19 protein-coding genes are annotated in these 18525 nt (G+C 48.1%); 8 read left to right on the top strand and 11 right to left on the bottom strand.

Annotation, left to right across the window (positions count from 1 at the left end):
• Positions 1 to 41: 41 nt before the first annotated feature.
• The 4 genes from HMPREF1640_RS07605 to lepA form a co-directional block, all read right to left on the bottom strand.
• Positions 42 to 1289, bottom strand: a complete 1248-nt coding sequence (locus HMPREF1640_RS07605; RefSeq protein WP_036893674.1) for an ABC transporter permease — start codon at positions 1287 to 1289, stop codon at positions 42 to 44.
• A gap of 2 nt (positions 1290 to 1291) precedes the next feature.
• Positions 1292 to 2491, bottom strand: coding sequence for a pyridoxal phosphate-dependent aminotransferase (locus tag HMPREF1640_RS07610; protein ID WP_036893676.1), 1200 nt, complete (start codon positions 2489 to 2491; stop codon positions 1292 to 1294).
• 206 nt (positions 2492 to 2697) lie between these two features.
• Entirely contained in the window at positions 2698 to 3294 is a 597-nt protein-coding gene (locus HMPREF1640_RS07615; RefSeq protein ID WP_036893678.1) for a Crp/Fnr family transcriptional regulator, read from the bottom strand.
• Between the two features lie 25 nt (positions 3295 to 3319).
• A complete protein-coding gene (gene lepA / locus HMPREF1640_RS07620; RefSeq protein WP_036893679.1) occupies positions 3320 to 5101 on the bottom strand; it encodes a translation elongation factor 4 in 1782 nt (593 codons plus the stop codon).
• Between the two features lie 190 nt (positions 5102 to 5291).
• Here lepA and HMPREF1640_RS07625 point away from each other — a divergent pair, with 190 nt between their 5' ends.
• Positions 5292 to 5705: a hypothetical protein gene (locus tag HMPREF1640_RS07625; protein ID WP_052051762.1), complete on the top strand. Its 414-nt coding sequence runs from the start codon at positions 5292 to 5294 to the stop codon at positions 5703 to 5705.
• A gap of 724 nt (positions 5706 to 6429) precedes the next feature.
• Here the strand turns inward: HMPREF1640_RS07625 and xpt are convergent.
• From xpt to HMPREF1640_RS07650, 5 genes are all read right to left on the bottom strand, one after another.
• A complete protein-coding gene (gene xpt, locus HMPREF1640_RS07630; RefSeq protein ID WP_036893680.1) occupies positions 6430 to 7002 on the bottom strand; it encodes a xanthine phosphoribosyltransferase in 573 nt (190 codons plus the stop codon).
• An 82-nt stretch (positions 7003 to 7084) separates the two neighbouring features.
• A complete protein-coding gene (locus HMPREF1640_RS07635) occupies positions 7085 to 7849 on the bottom strand; it encodes a DUF2400 domain-containing protein (protein ID WP_036893681.1) in 765 nt (254 codons plus the stop codon).
• A gap of 100 nt (positions 7850 to 7949) precedes the next feature.
• Positions 7950 to 8447, bottom strand: a complete 498-nt coding sequence (locus HMPREF1640_RS07640) for a co-chaperone YbbN (RefSeq protein WP_036893683.1) — start codon at positions 8445 to 8447, stop codon at positions 7950 to 7952.
• A 184-nt stretch (positions 8448 to 8631) separates the two neighbouring features.
• A complete protein-coding gene (locus HMPREF1640_RS07645) occupies positions 8632 to 9459 on the bottom strand; it encodes a glycoside hydrolase family 25 protein (protein ID WP_231565864.1) in 828 nt (275 codons plus the stop codon).
• A gap of 169 nt (positions 9460 to 9628) precedes the next feature.
• On the bottom strand, positions 9629 to 11278 hold the full coding sequence (locus HMPREF1640_RS07650) for a diphosphate--fructose-6-phosphate 1-phosphotransferase (RefSeq protein WP_036893684.1): 1650 nt from the start codon (positions 11276 to 11278) through the stop codon (positions 9629 to 9631).
• 178 nt (positions 11279 to 11456) lie between these two features.
• Here HMPREF1640_RS07650 and HMPREF1640_RS07655 point away from each other — a divergent pair, with 178 nt between their 5' ends.
• The 7 genes from HMPREF1640_RS07655 to truA are packed head-to-tail and all read left to right on the top strand — an operon-like array spanning position 11457 to position 17718.
• On the top strand, positions 11457 to 11729 hold the full coding sequence (locus HMPREF1640_RS07655) for a hypothetical protein (RefSeq protein WP_036893686.1): 273 nt from the start codon (positions 11457 to 11459) through the stop codon (positions 11727 to 11729).
• Positions 11726 to 12283 (top strand): 1-acyl-sn-glycerol-3-phosphate acyltransferase, encoded by a 558-nt coding sequence (locus HMPREF1640_RS07660; protein WP_036893688.1) that lies wholly within the window; start codon positions 11726 to 11728, stop codon positions 12281 to 12283. The genes HMPREF1640_RS07655 and HMPREF1640_RS07660 overlap by 4 nt, the downstream gene beginning before the upstream one ends.
• A gap of 13 nt (positions 12284 to 12296) precedes the next feature.
• Positions 12297 to 15197 (top strand): xanthan lyase, encoded by a 2901-nt coding sequence (locus tag HMPREF1640_RS07665; protein WP_036893689.1) that lies wholly within the window; start codon positions 12297 to 12299, stop codon positions 15195 to 15197.
• Between the two features lie 8 nt (positions 15198 to 15205).
• Positions 15206 to 15538 (top strand): hypothetical protein, encoded by a 333-nt coding sequence (locus HMPREF1640_RS07670; protein ID WP_036893690.1) that lies wholly within the window; start codon positions 15206 to 15208, stop codon positions 15536 to 15538.
• A gap of 1 nt (position 15539) precedes the next feature.
• Positions 15540 to 16079: a hypothetical protein gene (locus HMPREF1640_RS07675; RefSeq protein WP_036893691.1), complete on the top strand. Its 540-nt coding sequence runs from the start codon at positions 15540 to 15542 to the stop codon at positions 16077 to 16079.
• Positions 16076 to 16909: a hypothetical protein gene (locus tag HMPREF1640_RS07680; protein WP_036893692.1), complete on the top strand. Its 834-nt coding sequence runs from the start codon at positions 16076 to 16078 to the stop codon at positions 16907 to 16909. The genes HMPREF1640_RS07675 and HMPREF1640_RS07680 overlap by 4 nt, the downstream gene beginning before the upstream one ends.
• Positions 16910 to 16965: 56 nt before the next feature.
• Positions 16966 to 17718 carry a tRNA pseudouridine(38-40) synthase TruA gene (truA, locus tag HMPREF1640_RS07685; RefSeq protein WP_036893694.1) on the top strand — a complete coding sequence of 251 codons (753 nt, stop codon included), beginning with the start codon at positions 16966 to 16968 and terminating at the stop codon, positions 17716 to 17718.
• 377 nt (positions 17719 to 18095) lie between these two features.
• On the opposite strand, the gene HMPREF1640_RS13515 is transcribed toward truA, so the two are convergent.
• Positions 18096 to 18239 (bottom strand): hypothetical protein, encoded by a 144-nt coding sequence (locus HMPREF1640_RS13515; RefSeq protein ID WP_197051497.1) that lies wholly within the window; start codon positions 18237 to 18239, stop codon positions 18096 to 18098.
• A 79-nt stretch (positions 18240 to 18318) separates the two neighbouring features.
• Positions 18319 to 18525 (bottom strand): DUF4372 domain-containing protein (locus tag HMPREF1640_RS13710; protein ID WP_156098754.1); only part of this gene is annotated, 207 nt, incomplete at its 5' end.

The raw sequence follows: 18525 nt of genomic DNA on the forward strand, positions 1-18525 counted from the left end.
CAATAGTTTACAGTTTGAAATTTTGTGTTTCAACGCACGATTTAATCGTATCGAATACTCTTCGTGGGCGAGATTTTTGAGATTAGGTAACTTGGAGCTACCAACATCAGTACACACAGCGCGAACGTCAAAACATTCAAGGCTAAGAATAACGGCAAGCTCACTTCCACCGGCACTGCGCTGATATAATAGACAGAGGGGTCAAGTTTGAATATCTTGAATTGGTTTTGTAGAAATATAAGCGCCAAAGCGACAACGTTTCCTATCACCAAGCCACGGCCAATGACAAACGTCGAGAACCACAAGAATATGTGCCGAACGCTCGTGTTGGTGCTGCCCAAGGCTTTCAACACGCCTATCATGTTGGTACATTCAAGGATAATGATGAGCAAGCCGGAAATCATCGTGACGGCTGACACGGCTATCATCAGCGCGATGATAATCACGACATTGACATCCAACAAGTCAAGCCAATTGAAAATCTGTGGATTTACCTCTCTGATTGTTTGCGAGGCATAGGTTTCCCCATACTTGTCCGTGGTGCGATTAACCGTTTTGATGAAATTCTTTTCTGTTTGATCAAGTTTGCTAAAATCCGTCAAACTTACCTCCGCCCCCGAAGTTTGGCCTTCGTTCCAACCGTTAAGTTTGACCACGGTATATAAGTCCGCGAAACAAATCGACTCGTCATATTGGTTTAAGTTGGTTTGGTATATGCCTTGAATGGTTAGCCTTCGCATACGGACACCCGATTGATCTATAAAATAGGCGAATATTTTCTCACCGCATTTAAGATTGAGTTTGTCCGCCATGATTTTTGAAATCAATATCCTATTGCTCGAAACGCTATCCGAAAACGTGGGAATGAATCCTTCCACCATGCTGCGGTGAATGAACGTGGAGTCAAACTCCTGCCCAACTCCCTTGAACGTTACCCCCAAAAAATCATTGTCCGTCTTCAGTATGCCCTGTTTATAGGCAAAACGCTCAACATGCCTCACTCCCGGTATCTTTTTAATTACATTCATCATCGAGTCGTCAATCACGATGGGATAATCATTGGCAGACATTTGCGACATAAAGTTGGTTACCTGTATGTGCGACCCGAAGCCAACAACCTTGTTTTGTATGGAATGTTTGAAACCCAACACCACGGATACCGACACGATCATCACCATCAGCCCAACAGCTATTCCCGCCACGGCAATGACAATGGCCGGACGAGACACTTTTCTTTCATTATGATGGTTTCCGTATATTCGACGAGCTATGAACAGGGGAAAATTCATGCCTAGTCATTTTTTTTGTTATACGCCTCAAGAGCTTTTCTCAAAACTACCAAGGCTCTCGACATGTCCTCGAGTTTGAGCACATAGGCAATGCGCACTTGGTTCTTGCCGGCTCCCGGCGTTGTGTAGAAGCCGGCGGCCGGGGCCATCATCACCGTTTCTCCCTCATAGTCAAACTCTTCCAAACACCACCTGCAAAAATCTTCAGCATTGTCTACAGGTAGCTGGGCTACCGTATAAAAAGCGCCCATGGGGATAGGGGAGTACACGCCCGGTATGCGATTTAAACCGTCTATCAAGCATTTTCGACGCTCCACATAACTATCATAAACATCACGATAATATTCCTCGGGTTCGTCCAGCGAGGCTTCTGCCACTATTTGCCCCAAAAGCGGAGGGGAGAGGCGCGCTTGGCAGAATTTCATAACAGCTTTTTTGACCTCTGAGTTTCGCGTTATCAAGGCTCCAACACGGATGCCACATTCTGAGTATCGCTTGGAGACCGAGTCAATGAGCAGCACATTGTCATCAATATCGCTAAGATGCATGGCGCTGATATAAGGGCTACCCGTATATATATATTCTCGATACACCTCGTCCGAGAAAAGGAAAAGGTCATATTTCTTGACCAAATCGCGTATTTGGTTCATTTCCCTGCGAGTGTAAAGATAGCCTGTCGGATTGTTCGGATTGCATATCATGATAGCCCGCGTGCGGTCATTGATAAGCTCCTCAAACTTTTCAACTTTTGGCAAGGAGAAGCCTTCTTCTATCGTCGTAGCTATCGTGCGTATTTTGGCGCCCACTGATATGGCAAAAGCCATGTAGTTGGCATAAGCCGGCTCCGGAATGATTATTTCGTCGCCAGGGTTTAGGCAGCTCATAAACGCAAACAGCACAGCCTCCGAGCCACCAGTTGTTATTATAATATCGTCTGGCGAGACGTCTATGTTGTACTTCGAGTAATAGTTGACAAGTTTCTTTCGGTATGAAAGTTGTCCTTGAGAGGGCGAATATTCCAGCACCTTTCGGTCTATATGCTTTAACGCGTCCAATCCTGTCTGGGGCGTTGGCATATCCGGCTGCCCTATGTTAAGATGGTAAACTTTTATTCCACGCCCCTCAGCCGCGGTGGCCATGGGCGCCAACTTCCTAATTGGAGACTCGGGCATTTCTTGCGCACGCATTGAAATTTCAGGCATAATCCACTCTCTTTTTAATTCGTTTTTCTATGACAAAGATAAATTTTTTATTTATATTATACAAATAATATTGCGATAAACAAATCAAAAATATACCCTATTTATCATAATGCCGATTATGCCCGAAACTTAATCGTTTATTGTCTAACATGCTGCGCAAACGCAATTGATTGTCTATGCGCGCAAAATACAAACATTTTTTTTAATCATGCCATTAATGATGACGCGCGCACTCTGCTCAATGTTTCGGGTGTCATTTGTAAATAGCTGGCAACATACACCAGCGGTGCCCTCAAAACCACTTGCGGATTTGTCTTGCACAGCCTGAGATAACGGTTTTGAGCAGACTCAAATCGCACAAGATCAGCGTGTATCTGTGAGATGATCAAGCTTTCCTCCAATATTTTTCTATACAATATCTGTATGTTCACGTTGTGTAATGCCACTTGCTCCAATCGCAACTTTGGCAACGCGTAAACAGTCGTTGGCTCAAGAGCCTCCACTTGCAAATGCGTTTTTTCTTCTCTAAACAAACTTTCGATGCACATAAAGATTTCGCCGTCAGAACCAATATGCTCCGTCAGTTCTTTGTCATTCTTATAGTAAAATTGACGTATCAATCCTTTTTCTATATATCCAATCTCCTTGCAAACCTCTCCTTCGGCCAAGATAATCTCACCTTTAGCGTATTTTCTTGGCACAAGGATACTTTCCAATGTATCAAGCTCCTCATGAGTCATGGTACTGTATTTTCTTGCCAATTCCCTGGCAATATCCCGCGTGGTGGTCTGCAATTTATTCATAGTTTTGGTTAATATTTTGAGGTTCTTAGTCCAACTTAAGCACGGCAAGAAACGCGTTTTGGGGCACTTGCACGTTGCCCACCTGTTTCATACGTTTTTTTCCTTTTTTCTGTTTTTCCAAAAGTTTGCGCTTCCTGCTCACGTCACCACCATAACATTTCGCCAAGACATCCTTGCGCACTTGTTTCACGGTTTCGCGCGCTACGATTTTAGAGCCTATGGCGGCTTGTATGGCTATGTCAAACTGTTGCCTTGGTATCAGCTCTTTCAGTTTTTCGCACATTCGACGGCCGAAGGCCACGGCGTTGTCTTGGTGCGTTAGCGTGGAAAGTGCGTCCACCGAGTCGCCATTGAGCAATATGTCGAGCTTGACAAGTTTGGATGGTTGATAGCTGTCCACCACATAGTCAAACGACGCGTAGCCTTTCGATATAGACTTCAGTTTGTCGTAAAAATCAATGACAATCTCACCAAGAGGCATGCTAAAGCGCAACTCCACCCTATTACCTGAAACATATTGCTGATTAATGAGTTCGCCACGCTTGTCAAGACACAATTTAGTGATAGGACCATAATATTCTGTCGCTGTAATGATATTGGCTTTGATGTACGGCTCTTCTATATAATCTATATTGGTAAGCTCTGGCAATCCACTTGGGTTGTGCACCTCTAACTTGTTGCCTTGTTTGTCATGCACCATATACGACACATTTGGAACGGTAGTGATAACCTCCATGTTAAACTCCCGATCAAGCCGCTCTTGGATGATCTCCATGTGTAACAACCCCAAAAAACCACAGCGAAAACCAAAACCCAAGGCTTGGGACGACTCTGGCATGAATGTTAGTGACGCATCGTTGAGCTGCAGTTTCTCCAGCGAGGCTCTCAAATTCTCATACTCCGAGGGGTCTATCGGATATACCCCCGCGAAGACCATGGGCTTCACTTCTTGGAAACCGGCAATGCCATGTGCGCATGGACGTTCTTTGTGCGTGATGGTGTCTCCCACCTTTACCTCGGTAGCTTCCTTGATACCGGAGATGACATAACCCACCTCGCCGGTAGAAAGCGATTGGCAAGGGCACATATCCATCTTCAAAACGCCCACCTCATCGGCGGTATACTCCATGCCCGTCTGCACAAATTTTAATTTGTCGCCTTGGTGAATGCAGCCATTTTCTATCTTGCAAATGGTGATAATGCCGCGAAACGGGTTGAAAATAGAGTCGAAAATCAAGGCTTGCAGCGGTTGCGCCGCGTCGCCCTTGGGTGCCGGCACGCGCTTGATCACCGCCTCGATTATCTTGTCTACGCCTTCGCCGGTCTTGCCGCTGGCACGGATAATGTCCTCCCTCGCGCATCCTATAAGCTCGACTATCTCGTCTTCCACCTCCTCGGGCATGGCGTTGGGCATGTCTATCTTGTTGATCACGGGTATGATTTCCAAATCGTGATCTATGGCCATGTACAGATTTGAGATGGTTTGGGCTTGCACCCCTTGCGTCGAGTCGACCACAAGCAGCGCTCCCTCGCAGGCTGCTATGCTTCGGGACACTTCATAACTGAAATCAACATGCCCCGGAGTGTCTATCAGGTTGAGCACGTATTTTTTGCCATCCAACGTGTGTTGCATCTGTATGGCGTGGCTTTTTATGGTAATGCCACGCTCGCGCTCCAAGTCCATGTCGTCGAGAACTTGGCTGTCCGTTATCGCAATTGTGCCGGTATATTCCAACAGCCGGTCAGCCAATGTAGACTTGCCGTGATCTATATGCGCTATAATGCAAAAATTTCTTATCAGTTCCATCCATCTAATTTTCTCATTGCAAAGATACGAAAAAGAAAAGATATAATCGTTCAAGCTCCAATTTTTTATTAACTTTGCAATAGACAAAACGCCACATTTCCATGCCTGCCGCGCAAATTTCTTTTCAGACGCCACATGACAGGCTTGCAAGCAATGGCCACAATGGCATTTAAACACGTGTTATATAAAAATGAAAAAGAACTTAGGCTTGTTTTCCCCCATCGTTTTTGTCGCCATGACAGTGGCGTTTACGTCGTGCAAGCACACCACGTTGGCCGACAGGGCCGCCAAGGACGCGCAAGATTTTACGGAGTGTTACTGCCCCACTCCTGTCCAGGACATGCAACGGCTGGATAGCGTCACTTTCGACCGCGCGACCCTCACGCTCTGCTACCATTACCGGCTTAGCGGCAACGCGGACAATGTGGACGCGATAAAACTTGTGCGCGGCAAGATTAAGAAAGCCCTGCTTGAAGATCTCAAGAACGACACCCAGGTCAAGGCTTACAAAGACGCAGGCTACAACTTCAGGTACATTTTTTGTTCTGAAAAGAGCAAATCGGTTCTCATGGATGAGAAGTTTTCTAAGAACAATTACAAATAGGCTTGGCCAAGCTGACGCCAACAGCGTACCAACATGCCTAAAAGCATGCCCATGCCCATGTCAAGATAACGCCCCAACGGCACGACCCAACTTGCGCAATTTATAAATAACAATACAATTGTCACATATAAACATCTGTTTATAAACGCTTTTTCGATTTTGGATAAACCAATGGAAAAGAAAACGGGATAAGGACCGTGTCAATATAAAATACCAAAACAAACGCTTTGGAAATGTTTCGTTACAGAGAAATTTCGCCCATTCGCGACCATGATGCCTCCCAAAATCAAATCGAAAAAATAGGCGCGCGTCCCGATTGGTTACCGATCGTTACGGCTATAAGCCGTAATCGCGCCTCGTTTAAGCGTAATTTGTCTTGCCATTGAGGCCTAATCGGGCGGCCATTAATATCCAAACGAAAAAAGCTTAGTCGGTTTTCGTCACGGAAAAGTTGGCCAAAAATTTATAAAGCGCAATGGTACAGATACTTGCTAAAAATATCATTTTATGGGCGTATAGGCGCGTAAAATGATATTTTTATTAAATAAGCACCTTGCGAAATCGTTTTTGTCAAGTTATTTACAAGTAATTAATTTAACCACGAGAGAACGAAATCCACACTTGAATATATAATTGTAAATGTTTAATTATAAATAATTTATGATACATTATAACGATGTTTTCCCACCTGTGCGATCCGTCACGATTGTCCGTTGGATAAACGTCACTCATCCTTGAGCCTGATTTGGCAATTGTCCAACGACTCCACAACGGCAAGACTTTCCACCCGCATGTTCATCTCTTCAAGTTTTTCACGCCCATGTTGAAACGATTTTTCGATGATAAAGCCCATGCCCTCGAGCGTGGCCCCAGCTTGCTCGCACAACTCCACGATGCCTCGCGCGGCGTTGCCATTAGCCAAGAAGTCGTCTATAAACAACACGTGGTCATTCGCCGAAAGGTACTCGCAAGACACCACCACATCGTAATTGCGCCGCTTGGTGAACGAGTAAACCGTTGTGGCGAGCATGTTGGCCATGGTAGAGGGTTTCTTTTTCTTGGCGAAAACGACAGGCACGTCCATCAACAGGCCCAAGATGACGGCCGGAGCGATGCCGCTGGCCTCTATGGTGATAATCTTGTTGACTTTCGTCGAGGCGAAACGACGAATGAACTCAACGGCTATCTGTCTCATCAGGTAAGGGTCCATTTGGTGGTTTATGAAGCTGTCCACTTTGAGAATGCCACCCGGCAAACTTCTGCCGTCTTTTAGAATGCGAGCTTTCAATTCTCTCATCGCAATATTTTATTAAGGGTATATAAATAACAAAATTAATGTGTTGTCGCACATTCGTTACATAATTTGCGCGCTTGTTGTTTCAATAATTTTCCGGAAGGTCTGCCCCATACAGGGCGTAATCTCCCCGGGCCGGATCGCCGGGAAACACCTCGGCCATTTCGCGGGTAAGGCTTTCCACTGTTTTCCACGTCGCGCTCATGCTGTGCAAGAGCCCAAGCTGCCGGGCGGTCCGCGCGACATGCGTGTCCAGCGGGACGAAAAGCGACGCCTTGTCAACATAGTCAGCCCATAGCCCAAGGTCGACGGGCGACGAGTCTCGTGCCATCCAGCGCATGAACATGCACGGACGTTTGCACAATGAGGTGTGGGGCTTGGGCACAATACCTTGCAGTCCGCTGTCGTAAAACCAATCGGCCAAGGCGTTGAGCACGTTGATGGCATTGCCTCGGCGACCGTCCAAACTTAGGCTTTTGCATGCGGCAAACTCGCCAAGCGACCCAAAGGCCATTATCAGCCCACGCAAGGCGCGCAAGAACTGGTTCATGGCGTGACAAGAATATAACCTATAAAAACATTCGGGCCTGTCCGGCACGTCGTTCTCAAAGGCTCCGCTTCGCACCCACTCGAACGGCTCGCCCTTGGAAGCGCGCAGCAAGGATTGGATTTTAGGCATGAACTGTTTGCGTGACCCATAGCTTAAACATGACGCTATAAACGCCATGATTTCTTGATTGTTACGCCCATCAACTTGGTGCATGAACCAAGATGGGTCGTTGATAATGAAAGATGGTGTTTCAAACCGCCCTGCATATCCGATGAGAAGTTGACGAATGGCGTTGTCCATAATGCGTAAACATATTGTGGCATGGCTGGCGCATATAGGTCCCAATCATGCCTTTGGTCGCATGCCAATGGCTTGTCTCGTCCAGACGATCCGTTTGCGATCATTTGAGCAACAGCGTGCGAATCTTCTTTTCTATCTCCGTTTTGCTCATAGCGCCCACCGTGCTTTGCTGCGTTCCGTCGAGCGGGAAGAAAACGAGCGATGGAATGGCTTGCACCCCAAACATGTTAGCCAATTCCTTCTCTTGGTCTATGTCCACCTTGTAAAAAACGATTTGGCCATCATATTGCCGCGCCAATGCCTCCATGACAGGTGCCAGCTGCTTGCAGGGGCCACACCATGTGGCACAAAACTCGACAATCGCCGGCTTGCTGCCCGCGGGTTTCCATTTGCCATCCATGCCGTCGGCGTTGGCAAACCTTATGTCGAACATCTCCTTGGTAAGTTGGAGCATCTTGGACGCTTGCTTCCCGGTACGTTCGTCCGTGGCGTTTAGCGCTATGCGCGAAGTCTCTTTTTTAGGTTTACGCGCGCAATTCGAGAGCGCGATGACGGCCACAAAGGCTGCGCCAAGTAGAAAAAAATGTTTTGTTCTCATTACGTTTGTACTTTATAAAGGTTTGTCTAAATTAATGTATTACATGAAGTAACATGCTAAATATTCTCTGTGTCAATGTAATTCATGCATCCTGTTTGAATGGTTTACAGAGGCGTTTCTTTTGACAGACATTGATCGCGCCATCTATTTTCTCACTATTTGCGCGCTTACGCAGGCCTGCATGTCAATCCACGACGGGCACGCGCGAGGGCACTTGGGATTGTTTGCCGATGGTGAGGTGTATCAGGTCATAGTAAGAGCCATTATATACGTTGAGGTCCACATTGTTTTTTATGCCTGGCAGTTGACCGGTATCGGTGTGTTGCCAAAATCTCCACTTGCCCTTGTATTCTATTTTGTCTACGTAATAATGGGCTATCCAATATGGATAGTCGTCAAAAACAGGCGCACTGAGATACGCTTCCTTAAATTTATAGTAAGTGTAAATGATGGGTTTGACCCTGTATTTGTCTTCCACGATATGCAACCATGTCAACACATCCAACTGAAAATCCTCTACGCTAACGTCGCTTGGTTTGTGCTCAATGTCGAGTACGGGGGGCAAGTCTCCATCTTGTAGATGCACGTGGTTTAAGAAAAAATAGGCCTGTTCGCGCGCCGACGACTGGTTACTCCAGAAGTGATACACTCCCCTTAAAAAGCCATTTTCACGGGCTTGGTCGAAGTTGACGTCAAAATTAGGGTCCATGCGCGTGGCTCCCTCCGTGCTTTTGATAAATATAAAACGTACGGGATTGCCATCTATCAAGGCGTTCGACTTGAGTTTCTCCCAGTTGATATTGCCTTGATAATGCGAAATGTCTATGCCGTGAATATCATAGCCTTGTGGGTATTTGGGGTCTCCGTAAAGCGCTCGCCACCTGAACCCCGTTGGGCCAACAAAGAAATAATAAAATATGAGCACGTAAATCGCCAACACGCCGACCGCGCCAAAAATACAACCGCCGGGCGATTTGATCTTGAGAAAAGATATATGTCGCCAGAATGTCATGATGCCCATATGTCGATGATAGGAAGCACGGCGCCGACTTGGCGCCGACACTCTTTTTTTGTTGACATTTTTTTTATTGGACATCTGTGCTACTAAATTAAAAAGGACATTCCCGCCTATAAAAAACGGGCGAGGAATGACCTTTGCAACAATGAATGCTTGTCAGGAATTACTTCTTGGCAGCGTTTTCCAAAGCGAGCGTACGTGTTTCGCGATCGCACACTTCCGTTGGGCCCCAATACTGTACCGGCCCGGGATATACAAAGCAGGTGCCGCGCTTGCACTCGTCGCGATGCTCCACAAACTTTTTGAAAGGCGCGCCCTCGAGGTCTACCAAAGCCTTGCGAATGACTGGTTTCATTTCGCCATTGCGACGCTCCATGTTGAGCATCATGGTGATGGGCACACCGCCTGCCTTCCATTCGGCGGCAGGAGCGGAGAGATTTTGAACAGTGGCCATATAGCCCGTCTTGCCGTTTGCGATAAGATTTGCGGCGCTTACACCGAGCGCATAGCAGTAGTCGGCGTCAAAATTGGATGGCGCGGCACATCTTCCCTCATAGCCAAAGAAATGGTGCAACGCGGCGAACTTGCCGCTAAACTTGCCCTCTTTCGCCCATTTCTCAAGCTTGTCGCCAACCATGTCTGACAGCAATTTCTCGGTTTCGATGAGAGAAACTTGTACATTTCCGTGTGGATCTCGATCCAACGAGAGTTGTTGCGCCACATTGTGGGGCAATGTCTCGAACGTCGCCGCGTTATCCTTTGAGAGATGCGCAAGGATATATTCGCGCTGTTCACGCTCATTCAAATCTTTATATTCAGAGCCATGAGCGGCCAACAAGTCGTTCAACTCGTCTATGAGACGCCCTATGGCAGGGATAAACTCTATGAGACCCTCGGGCACCAACACAACGCCAAAGTGGTTGCCATCCTCGGCGCGCATTGCCACCACGGAGGCAATATCCTCCACGATTTGGTTGAGCGTCATGTCATTCTTCTCTATTTCCTCAGAAATGAGACAGATATTAGGCTGTGTTTGCAGCGCGCACTCCAAAGCGATATGAGAGGCGGAACGCCCCATCAACTTGATGAAATGCCAATATTTACGAGCCGAATTGGCGTCGCGCTCAATATTGCCAATCAATTCCGAGTACACCTTGGTGGCGGTGTCAAAACCGAAACTTGTCTCGATCTGATCATTCTTGAGGTCGCCGTCAATGGTCTTGGGGCATCCTATTACTTGCACGCCAGTGTGGTGAGCGGCGTAATATTCAGCGAGCACGCACGCGTTGGTGTTGGAATCGTCGCCGCCAATGATTACCAAGGCCCTGATATCAAGTTTTTTAAGCACCTCAAGACCTTTTTCAAACTGCTCCTCTTTCTCCAGTTTGGTACGGCCGGAACCTATCATGTCAAAGCCACCCGTGTTGCGATAGTTCTCCACGTATTCATCGGTAAGCTCTATATAATTATGGTCTACCAATCCGCCGGGGCCCATCAGGAAGCCATAAACCTTGTTCTCTGGGTCTTGACGTTTCACCGCGTCATAGATGCCGCATATCACATTGTGACCGCCAGGAGCTTGGCCGCCCGAAAGGATGACACCCACGTTCATCTTCATGGCAGTGCGTTTTTCGCCGGGCACAAACTCTATCACGGGCATGCCGTAAGTGTTTGGGAACAATCTCTTTACCTCATCCAGATCTCCTACGCTCTGCGTTGGCTCACCCTCTCTTACTTTTACCACTCCCACAAGACCGTTGGGGAGTTTGGGTTGGTACTTGGCGCGAGCTTTTTGTAAAAGGCTTGCTTTCATTTTTATAACTTTTTAGATGTAAAAAAAATACTTGATGCAAAAGTACATCTTTTTTTAATGAAAGAGATAAAAATCATATAAAACATTTTAGAATTATTTTTTTAATAATATTTTTTTATCTATTGTTTTTTTCATACCTTTGAGCAAAATATCGCAATAAAACTTATTTTTAGAACATATGGCAAATAAAAGAAATCTCAAACAAACCATCAACTACATTTGCAGCGAACTGTTTGCGGAGGTTGTGGCAGCTTCTCTGTATGGCACCATTGACAACAAGGACAACGCAGAGGCATTGCTTTCCACGGTATTAATCGCGCATGACGATTTTGTGAAACGCATATCACACCCAGAGCCGGGCATGAAACCCAAAGAATACTATCGGAAACTCGTTGCGGACTTTAACGAAAGAGTTTCCGAAATCATTGACCAAATTGGCAACTTGGGATGATTGGGAAATTATGTAATTGGCTGCTGTACGACCTGTTAGGATGGAAAACGCACGTAACGGTTGAGCATCCAAAAAAGTTTATAATCTGCTTGGCCCCACATACCAGCAACTGGGACTTCTTGATAGGTTTGCTTTACATGTACGCCTCGGGCATGAGAATTAATTTTTTGATGAAAAAAGAATGGTTCTTTTGGCCGTTAGGACCTATATTCAGGCGCGTGGGGGGTATTCCTGTACACAGAGCTAAACACACAAGTATGACCGACAGCTTGGCGGAAATAGCTTCCAAGCAAGAAGAATTCAAGTTGTGCGTAACCCCGGAGGGAACTCGCTCGCTTAACCCTGATTGGAAAAAAGGATTTTATTTTATCGCTATCAAAGCGCGTGTCCCCGTGCTGTTATATGGCGTGGACTATGGGCGGAAACTCATAGAATGTACCAGAAGTTTCATTCCGACAGGCGATTTTGAGCGCGAGATGAGACAGACCAAACTATATTTTAAAGATTATCGAGGCAAAAAACCTGAGAAATTCACCATTGGCGAGATATTATAGAGAAATAGGAAAAATGCAAAAAACATTGTTGGCCCTGTGCCTATGGGTCACATCGACAGCATTGACGGCACAAAACACCGCTTTGAACATCAAGGCGAAGGAGGCTGTCAACAACTATTTTCTAACCTATACGGCCAAGCATGCCACTTTTACGCAACAACCACGATTGCTTAAGATGACCGTGGACAACGACACCCGGACCGTCGTTGTGATTACAACAGAGCAATTCGCGTTGCAAGATTTCACCCGCAAACAGGTGGGAAAGATATACAAAAAGGTGAAAAAGGCGTTGCCCATACCTTATAACAAGTATAACATACAGATCCTTACCAATGGCATGCCCATAGAACAGTACGTCCCAGGCTATGTCAAAAGATTCGACGACGGGAGGGCGTTATGGGGGAATATAGACTACAAAGGAAAAGCGTGGGTGAGCAATTTCTCAAGAATCGCAAAGATAACACATGGCCTTGGCAACAAGCACATCACGGTTTGGCAATCGCACGGTCGTTATTATGACAACCAAAAGGGGTATTGGAAGTGGCAAAGGCCAAATCTTTTTTGCACCACCGAAGACCTGTTCACGCAAACCATTGTGGTGCCTTATCTCATCCCCATGCTCCAAAACGCCGGCGCGGTAGTGTTTACTCCACGCGAAAGAGACTGGCAAACTGACGAATACATCATCGACGCGGAGGCTTCCTTGAACAATTCGGGGCGTGGATACGACGAGTATGCGGAAGGCAACAGGTGGGTATCGACGGGCATAAAGGGTTTCGCGCCACACCAAGGGCGATACTTGGATAACGAGAATCCTTTTGAGGCAGGTTCGGCACAAATGATCAAGGCGACCAAAAAAAGTGGCAAAGCATATGTGAAATGGCAGCCCAACTTTAAAAAAGCTGGTCGATACGCGGTTTATGTGAGTTACCAGACGCTTGAAGAGAGCGTTGACGATGCGCATTACACCGTCTTCCATAAAGGCCAAGCCACCGAGTTTAGGGTAAATCAGCGTATGGGAGGAGGCACATGGGTGTATCTCGGAACGTTCGATTTTGATCGTGGCGACAACATTTACAATTGCGTGATGCTTACCAACCAAAGTAGGCGGCGAGGCTATGTCACGGCCGATGCCGTGCGATTTGGTGGTGGTATGGGCAATATTGAGCGTGGCGGCATGGTCAGTGGTTACCCTCGCGCGTTAGAGGGGGCGCGTTATTACGCCCAATGGGCAGGCGCCCCCTACCCCGTATACAGCAGCCGCGGCGGCACCGACGACTACGCCGACGATATCAACGCTCGCTCTCGCATGCTCAACTGGTTGGCCGGCGGCTCTGTTTTCGCGCCTACGCTCGAGGGCAAGAATGTGCCCATGGAGCTGGCCTTGGCCATACACAGCGACGCGGGCGTCTCACCTAATGGGCGCGACTTGGTTGGCTCGTTAGCTATATGCACCACCAATTTCAATGACGGGCGGTTAGACGCCGGCATATCCCGGCAAGCCTCCAAGATGTTTGCCGACCAGCTTCTCAGTGGCGTGACACGCGACTTAACATACCAATATAAAAGATGGGCACGTCGATACCTATGGGATCGCAACTATTCCGAGACGCGTTTGCCGGAGGTTCCATCGGCCATTTTAGAGACGCTGTCCCACCAAAACTTCCCAGACATGCTGCTTGGGCACGATCCTAACTTCAAATTTACCATCGCACGTTCCATCTATAAAACCATTGTCAGATATGTCAACGACATGCATGGACATGCCGCTATCATACAGCCGTTGGCTCCCAAGGATGTTTGCGTGACGCTTAAAACAGGCAAAAAAGCGGAAATATCGTGGGTCAGGCAAGATGACCGGCAAGAACCCACCGCCACCCCCACCTATTATATATTGTACACAGCCACAGGGACAGGAGGCTTTGACAATGGCAAAAAAATCTTTTCCACATCTGCCGTCGTCAACATTGAGCCAGGCGTGCAGTATCATTTCAAAGTAACGGCCGCAAATAGAGGTGGCGAGAGCTTTGCCTCCGAGGTGGTATCGGCCTACGCCCAGCCCGGAGCCACGCAAACAATCCTTGTCGTCAATGGATTTCACAGGCTTTCCGGACCTGCCGTCATAAACGATGGTACCAAGCAAGGCTTCGACCTCGATTCGGACATGGGTGTCTCCATGGGCGTCACGGCAGGTTGGAACGGCCGCCAAATCATTTTTGACCGATCGCGAGCGGGCGTCGAAGGCGCGACAGGGTTGGGGTATTGTGGCAACGAACTGGCAGGAAAAATTATCGCCGGCAACACTTTCGACTACATCTCCACGCATGCCGACGCCATAGCCTCGACCCATCGGTACAACGTGGCCAGCTGCTCGTCCAAGGCGGTGGAGACCGGTCGCGTCAGCCTCAACGACTACGCGGCCGTGGATATCATCCTTGGCATGGAGCGATACCTGCCATACGCTCTGAAATTCTACAAGGTTTTTCCATCCTCTCTCAAGCGAAAGGTCACGGCGTACACCCTCGCGGGCGGCCGACTGATGGTCAGCGGCGCGTTCATTGGTACCGACATGCGGTCCGACAGCGACGCGACATGGCTGTCACAGACACTCAAAACAAGCATGTCAAGCCCCATCAAGACCGACACGATAACCGGAGCGTTTGGGCTTGGCATGTCGTTCGACTTCTATCGCGATCTCAACCCCGACCATTATGCGGCTACACGTGTCGACGCCCTTAATCCAGAGGCTGGAGCCATTTGCGCCATGCAATACAGCAATGGGTTGCCGGCGGCCACCGCATACGATGGACGCAATTATAAAACATTCGTCATGGGCTTTCCATTCGAGTGCGTTATTAATCGTGAAAACCGCCACACGCTCATGCAAGGCATCATGAATTATCTTTTAAAATAATATCCACTATGAAAATTCAAGCCAATCATTCCGGAACGCGAAGCATCGAAGTGAGCGACAGCCACCTCGAGACCATAGACAAATATTCGTTGCTGCGCAATCTCATAGATAGCAATGGCATCATAGACGAGGCCGTGCTCGACAAGCTAAAGCTCAATATTCGCTCCATGCTCAGCTCCGAAGCGGGTAACGACAAGGCTCTCATGGATCTATGCCTTGATGTCATTTATAATAAGAACATGAAAGCTTTTGGTCTCCATCAATTGATATTGCTCTATATAGATTGGAAGAACAAGCGCGAGTTTGGGCAAGAGCCAATTGCGCCAAACGCAAGCGAATAAAATGCGTCAACACCTTCTCGCTGATTTCTTACCCACTGCGCGCAAGGAATGTGATTTGCGAGGGTGGAATCAATTGGGCGTTACCCTCTTCTCGGGCGATGCCTATGCGAGCCGTCACATATTTGGAGCGGCCGTCACAGGTCGCGCGATCGAGGGCGAGGGCAACAAGGCACCCATCGCGCCACAACCAAACCGGCATGTCGACCATCGCGATTTCAAGAAGCCCGGGCGGCCAAGGCCTTCTTTCGGCGTCTGTCCGGGAGCGACGAACTCCATGGCAAGCCATCATGCCGCCAACCGAAGGCTGCGCCGCGACGACGCTTATAGCTTGGGCGCGCGCCACGACACGCGTCCCAATTACCCCAGTGTAGTATACACCCAACTACGATCCATATACCCTCAAGCCTGTTTTTTTTGCGCCCAAACACCTCGCGAAAAACTCGCCCAGTTAAAATATTTCTTCTGGCGCAAAGCAGAAGAACGACGTAAATTCAATCGGTCACACGCCGCAAAAAAGGTAGATAAAAAAACAACGACATGAAAATTATCGAGCGTCAACTCATCGGCAAGCACACACAGAGTGATTGTGAGGATGGCATTGTTGCGACACCCCATTTCGTGGCGGTGATAGACGGTAGCACGAGCAAGACAAGTCATAGGTTCAATGCTGACATGAGCAATGGTCGTCACTGCATGAAGATGATAGCCAATTTTATCCGAAAGATGAAAATCGATATTCTTCTTGACGACTTTTGTGACCAAATCACCGAGATTATTCGTAGTGAATATTTAACTAATAGCAATAATCTACCTGAAAATCAAATTATTAACAACTATATTCCGCCGCATGAACGTCTTTGTGCCAGTGTCGTTATTTACAGCGAGACACATCGACAGATATGGATGATAGGCGACTGTCAGGCAATGGTAGACGGCCAGCTGCACGAAAATGGCAAGCCTTACGAAGCCTCAATGGCCGCTCGTAGAGCAGCTTGCTTCCGCTCGTGCCAGTTAGCGCACAATGATATGACAGATGGGCTGACCATCGTTCACGACTATGCGCGCGATGCTATCTTGCCCCATCTCATCAAAGCGATGGATGGCCAGAACAAGACTTTCGCCGTGATCGATGGCTACCCCATATTTCGAGATGGCATCAAGGTCATCTCAATTGACAAAAATCCGTCAGAGATAGTCTTGGCATCAGACGGCTATCCCATGCTAAAATCTACATTGGCAGAAAGCGAGGCAGCCCTGAGCGAACAGCTTGTGCGCGACCCTTTCAATATAGGAGACTTCAAAGCCACCAAAGGATTGATGCGCGGCAACCACTCTTTTGACGATCGCGCATATGTCAGGTTTCTCACTTGAAGATTTGGCGAACCAATCGCCATAGCGTTTCGTTTCATTAATATCATGCTTATACTATGAGATATTTTGTTTGGATTAGTTTTGATGGCACAGCCTACCACGGATGGCAAATACAGCCCAACGGCATGTCCGTGCAAGAGAGGCTGCAACAATCGCTCTCCACACTGCTGAGACAGCCCGTGGAGGTAGTTGGCGCGGGGCGCACAGATGCCGGCGTGCATGCCCGGCAGATGGCGGCTCACTTTGACATTGACCGCAACTTGGACTGTCAACAGTTGGCCTATAGGCTCAATCGCATATTGCCAAAAGACATTAGTTGCAACGGCGTGCAACGGGTGCCGGACGATGTTCACGCCAGATTTTCGGCCACGCTCCGCACCTATCGCTATTACATCCATACACGCCGCGACCCTTTCGCGCGCCACTATTCAGTGCTAATGAACTGGCCTCTCGATTTCCAGCGCATGAACGAGGCCGCCGCGCTCCTGCTCACCGTAGACGATTTCAAGGCTTTTTGCAAAGCCAACGCAGACAACAAAACCACGCTGTGCCATGTCAGCAAAGCCAAATGGGTACAAACATCAGATAGCACATACTACTTTGAGATAGCCGCCAACCGCTTTTTACGCAACATGGTGCGCGCCGTGGTGGGCACCCTCGTAGACGTGGGGCGGCACACCATCAGCATGGATCAGTTTGAGACGATAGTGAGGCGAGGCAACCGTTCAGACGCGGGGCAGTCCATGCCAGCCCATGGCCTGTTCCTCTGGCAGATCGAATACGATGACACGAGCGCGCCAACCATCTGACGCGGGCACAACGCTTACGGTCCACGCGCGCCATGGCCCCACCCCTCGCCATCCATAAACGCGAACGCGCGAAAGTGCCTCCCACCCAACTCCGCGTACATTGTGACATTATGAAAAATGTTTAACAACGCACAGACAAACGGTGAAATGCTTGGACCATTTGAAAAAACAGAAGACGTTTGTACAAATTCGGCCAAAATGACGCTTGCTTTTCAAACGCCTAACATACAACATTTTACAGGGAAACTCATCCCCGAAACTTGAAAAAAGCTCCCTTTCGTCGTCTCGATAAGATACCAATGGCAACATGACCAAGCCTCAAACGCATCGTCATTACAACCTATTCGACTCACGAATGGTGATTAAACAGCGTGCCGTTAGGTATCAATGGCCCACCCTTGTGTTATTTTATTTTGCGCAAACGCTTTTTTAAGTTTGATATTTATTTTTTTTCTCGCTCTTTCATCCCTACGCCAAAAATCAGTGGGAATGACATTTTTTATTACATTCCAAGGTGTCATGTCGCAAGCGTCCAACATTGGCCGCTTTTGCGTGGCTTTCCGGCTCCACCACCTTTGCCCAAAAACATTATGCTTGCGCTCAACGAAAAAGCAAGCGGTGGATTGTTTGCCGCCGCTTCCTCGCTCGCCGAAACCATCGCCGACTTTGTTCGCCTGTCACCAGCCCGAGTGACGGACGCAAGGGTTGCGGCAGGGCGGGGCGAAGCCTGACGCTTGACTCGCGAAGAGAGACGCGGCAGGCGAACTGACAGAATGCCAAGCTCACAAGATGGCTCCACGCATTAAA

Origin of the sequence: Prevotella sp. S7-1-8, from assembly GCF_000758925.1 — a bacterium.
Classification (GTDB): Bacteria; Bacteroidota; Bacteroidia; order Bacteroidales; family Bacteroidaceae; genus Prevotella.

Excerpts from the sequence above, each read along its gene's own strand:
- truA (WP_036893694.1), top strand. The coding sequence starts at position 16,966 with ATGAGATATTTTGTTTGGATTAGTTTTGATGGCACAGCCTACCACGGA.
- HMPREF1640_RS07655 (WP_036893686.1), top strand. The coding sequence starts at position 11,457 with ATGGCAAATAAAAGAAATCTCAAACAAACCATCAACTACATTTGCAGC.
- HMPREF1640_RS07680 (WP_036893692.1), top strand. The coding sequence starts at position 16,076 with ATGAAAATTATCGAGCGTCAACTCATCGGCAAGCACACACAGAGTGAT.
- HMPREF1640_RS07650 (WP_036893684.1), bottom strand. The coding sequence starts at position 11,278 with ATGAAAGCAAGCCTTTTACAAAAAGCTCGCGCCAAGTACCAACCCAAA.
- HMPREF1640_RS07625 (WP_052051762.1), top strand. The coding sequence starts at position 5,292 with ATGAAAAAGAACTTAGGCTTGTTTTCCCCCATCGTTTTTGTCGCCATG.
- HMPREF1640_RS07610 (WP_036893676.1), bottom strand. The coding sequence starts at position 2,491 with ATGCCTGAAATTTCAATGCGTGCGCAAGAAATGCCCGAGTCTCCAATT.
- HMPREF1640_RS07635 (WP_036893681.1), bottom strand. The coding sequence starts at position 7,849 with ATGGACAACGCCATTCGTCAACTTCTCATCGGATATGCAGGGCGGTTT.
- HMPREF1640_RS07640 (WP_036893683.1), bottom strand. The coding sequence starts at position 8,447 with ATGAGAACAAAACATTTTTTTCTACTTGGCGCAGCCTTTGTGGCCGTC.
- HMPREF1640_RS07665 (WP_036893689.1), top strand. The coding sequence starts at position 12,297 with ATGCAAAAAACATTGTTGGCCCTGTGCCTATGGGTCACATCGACAGCA.
- HMPREF1640_RS07615 (WP_036893678.1), bottom strand. The coding sequence starts at position 3,294 with ATGAATAAATTGCAGACCACCACGCGGGATATTGCCAGGGAATTGGCA.
- HMPREF1640_RS07670 (WP_036893690.1), top strand. The coding sequence starts at position 15,206 with ATGAAAATTCAAGCCAATCATTCCGGAACGCGAAGCATCGAAGTGAGC.
- HMPREF1640_RS07605 (WP_036893674.1), bottom strand. The coding sequence starts at position 1,289 with ATGAATTTTCCCCTGTTCATAGCTCGTCGAATATACGGAAACCATCAT.
- xpt (WP_036893680.1), bottom strand. The coding sequence starts at position 7,002 with ATGAGAGAATTGAAAGCTCGCATTCTAAAAGACGGCAGAAGTTTGCCG.
- HMPREF1640_RS07660 (WP_036893688.1), top strand. The coding sequence starts at position 11,726 with ATGATTGGGAAATTATGTAATTGGCTGCTGTACGACCTGTTAGGATGG.
- HMPREF1640_RS07645 (WP_231565864.1), bottom strand. The coding sequence starts at position 9,459 with ATGACATTCTGGCGACATATATCTTTTCTCAAGATCAAATCGCCCGGC.
- lepA (WP_036893679.1), bottom strand. The coding sequence starts at position 5,101 with ATGGAACTGATAAGAAATTTTTGCATTATAGCGCATATAGATCACGGC.
- HMPREF1640_RS07675 (WP_036893691.1), top strand. The coding sequence starts at position 15,540 with ATGCGTCAACACCTTCTCGCTGATTTCTTACCCACTGCGCGCAAGGAA.
- HMPREF1640_RS13515 (WP_197051497.1), bottom strand. The coding sequence starts at position 18,239 with ATGACACCTTGGAATGTAATAAAAAATGTCATTCCCACTGATTTTTGG.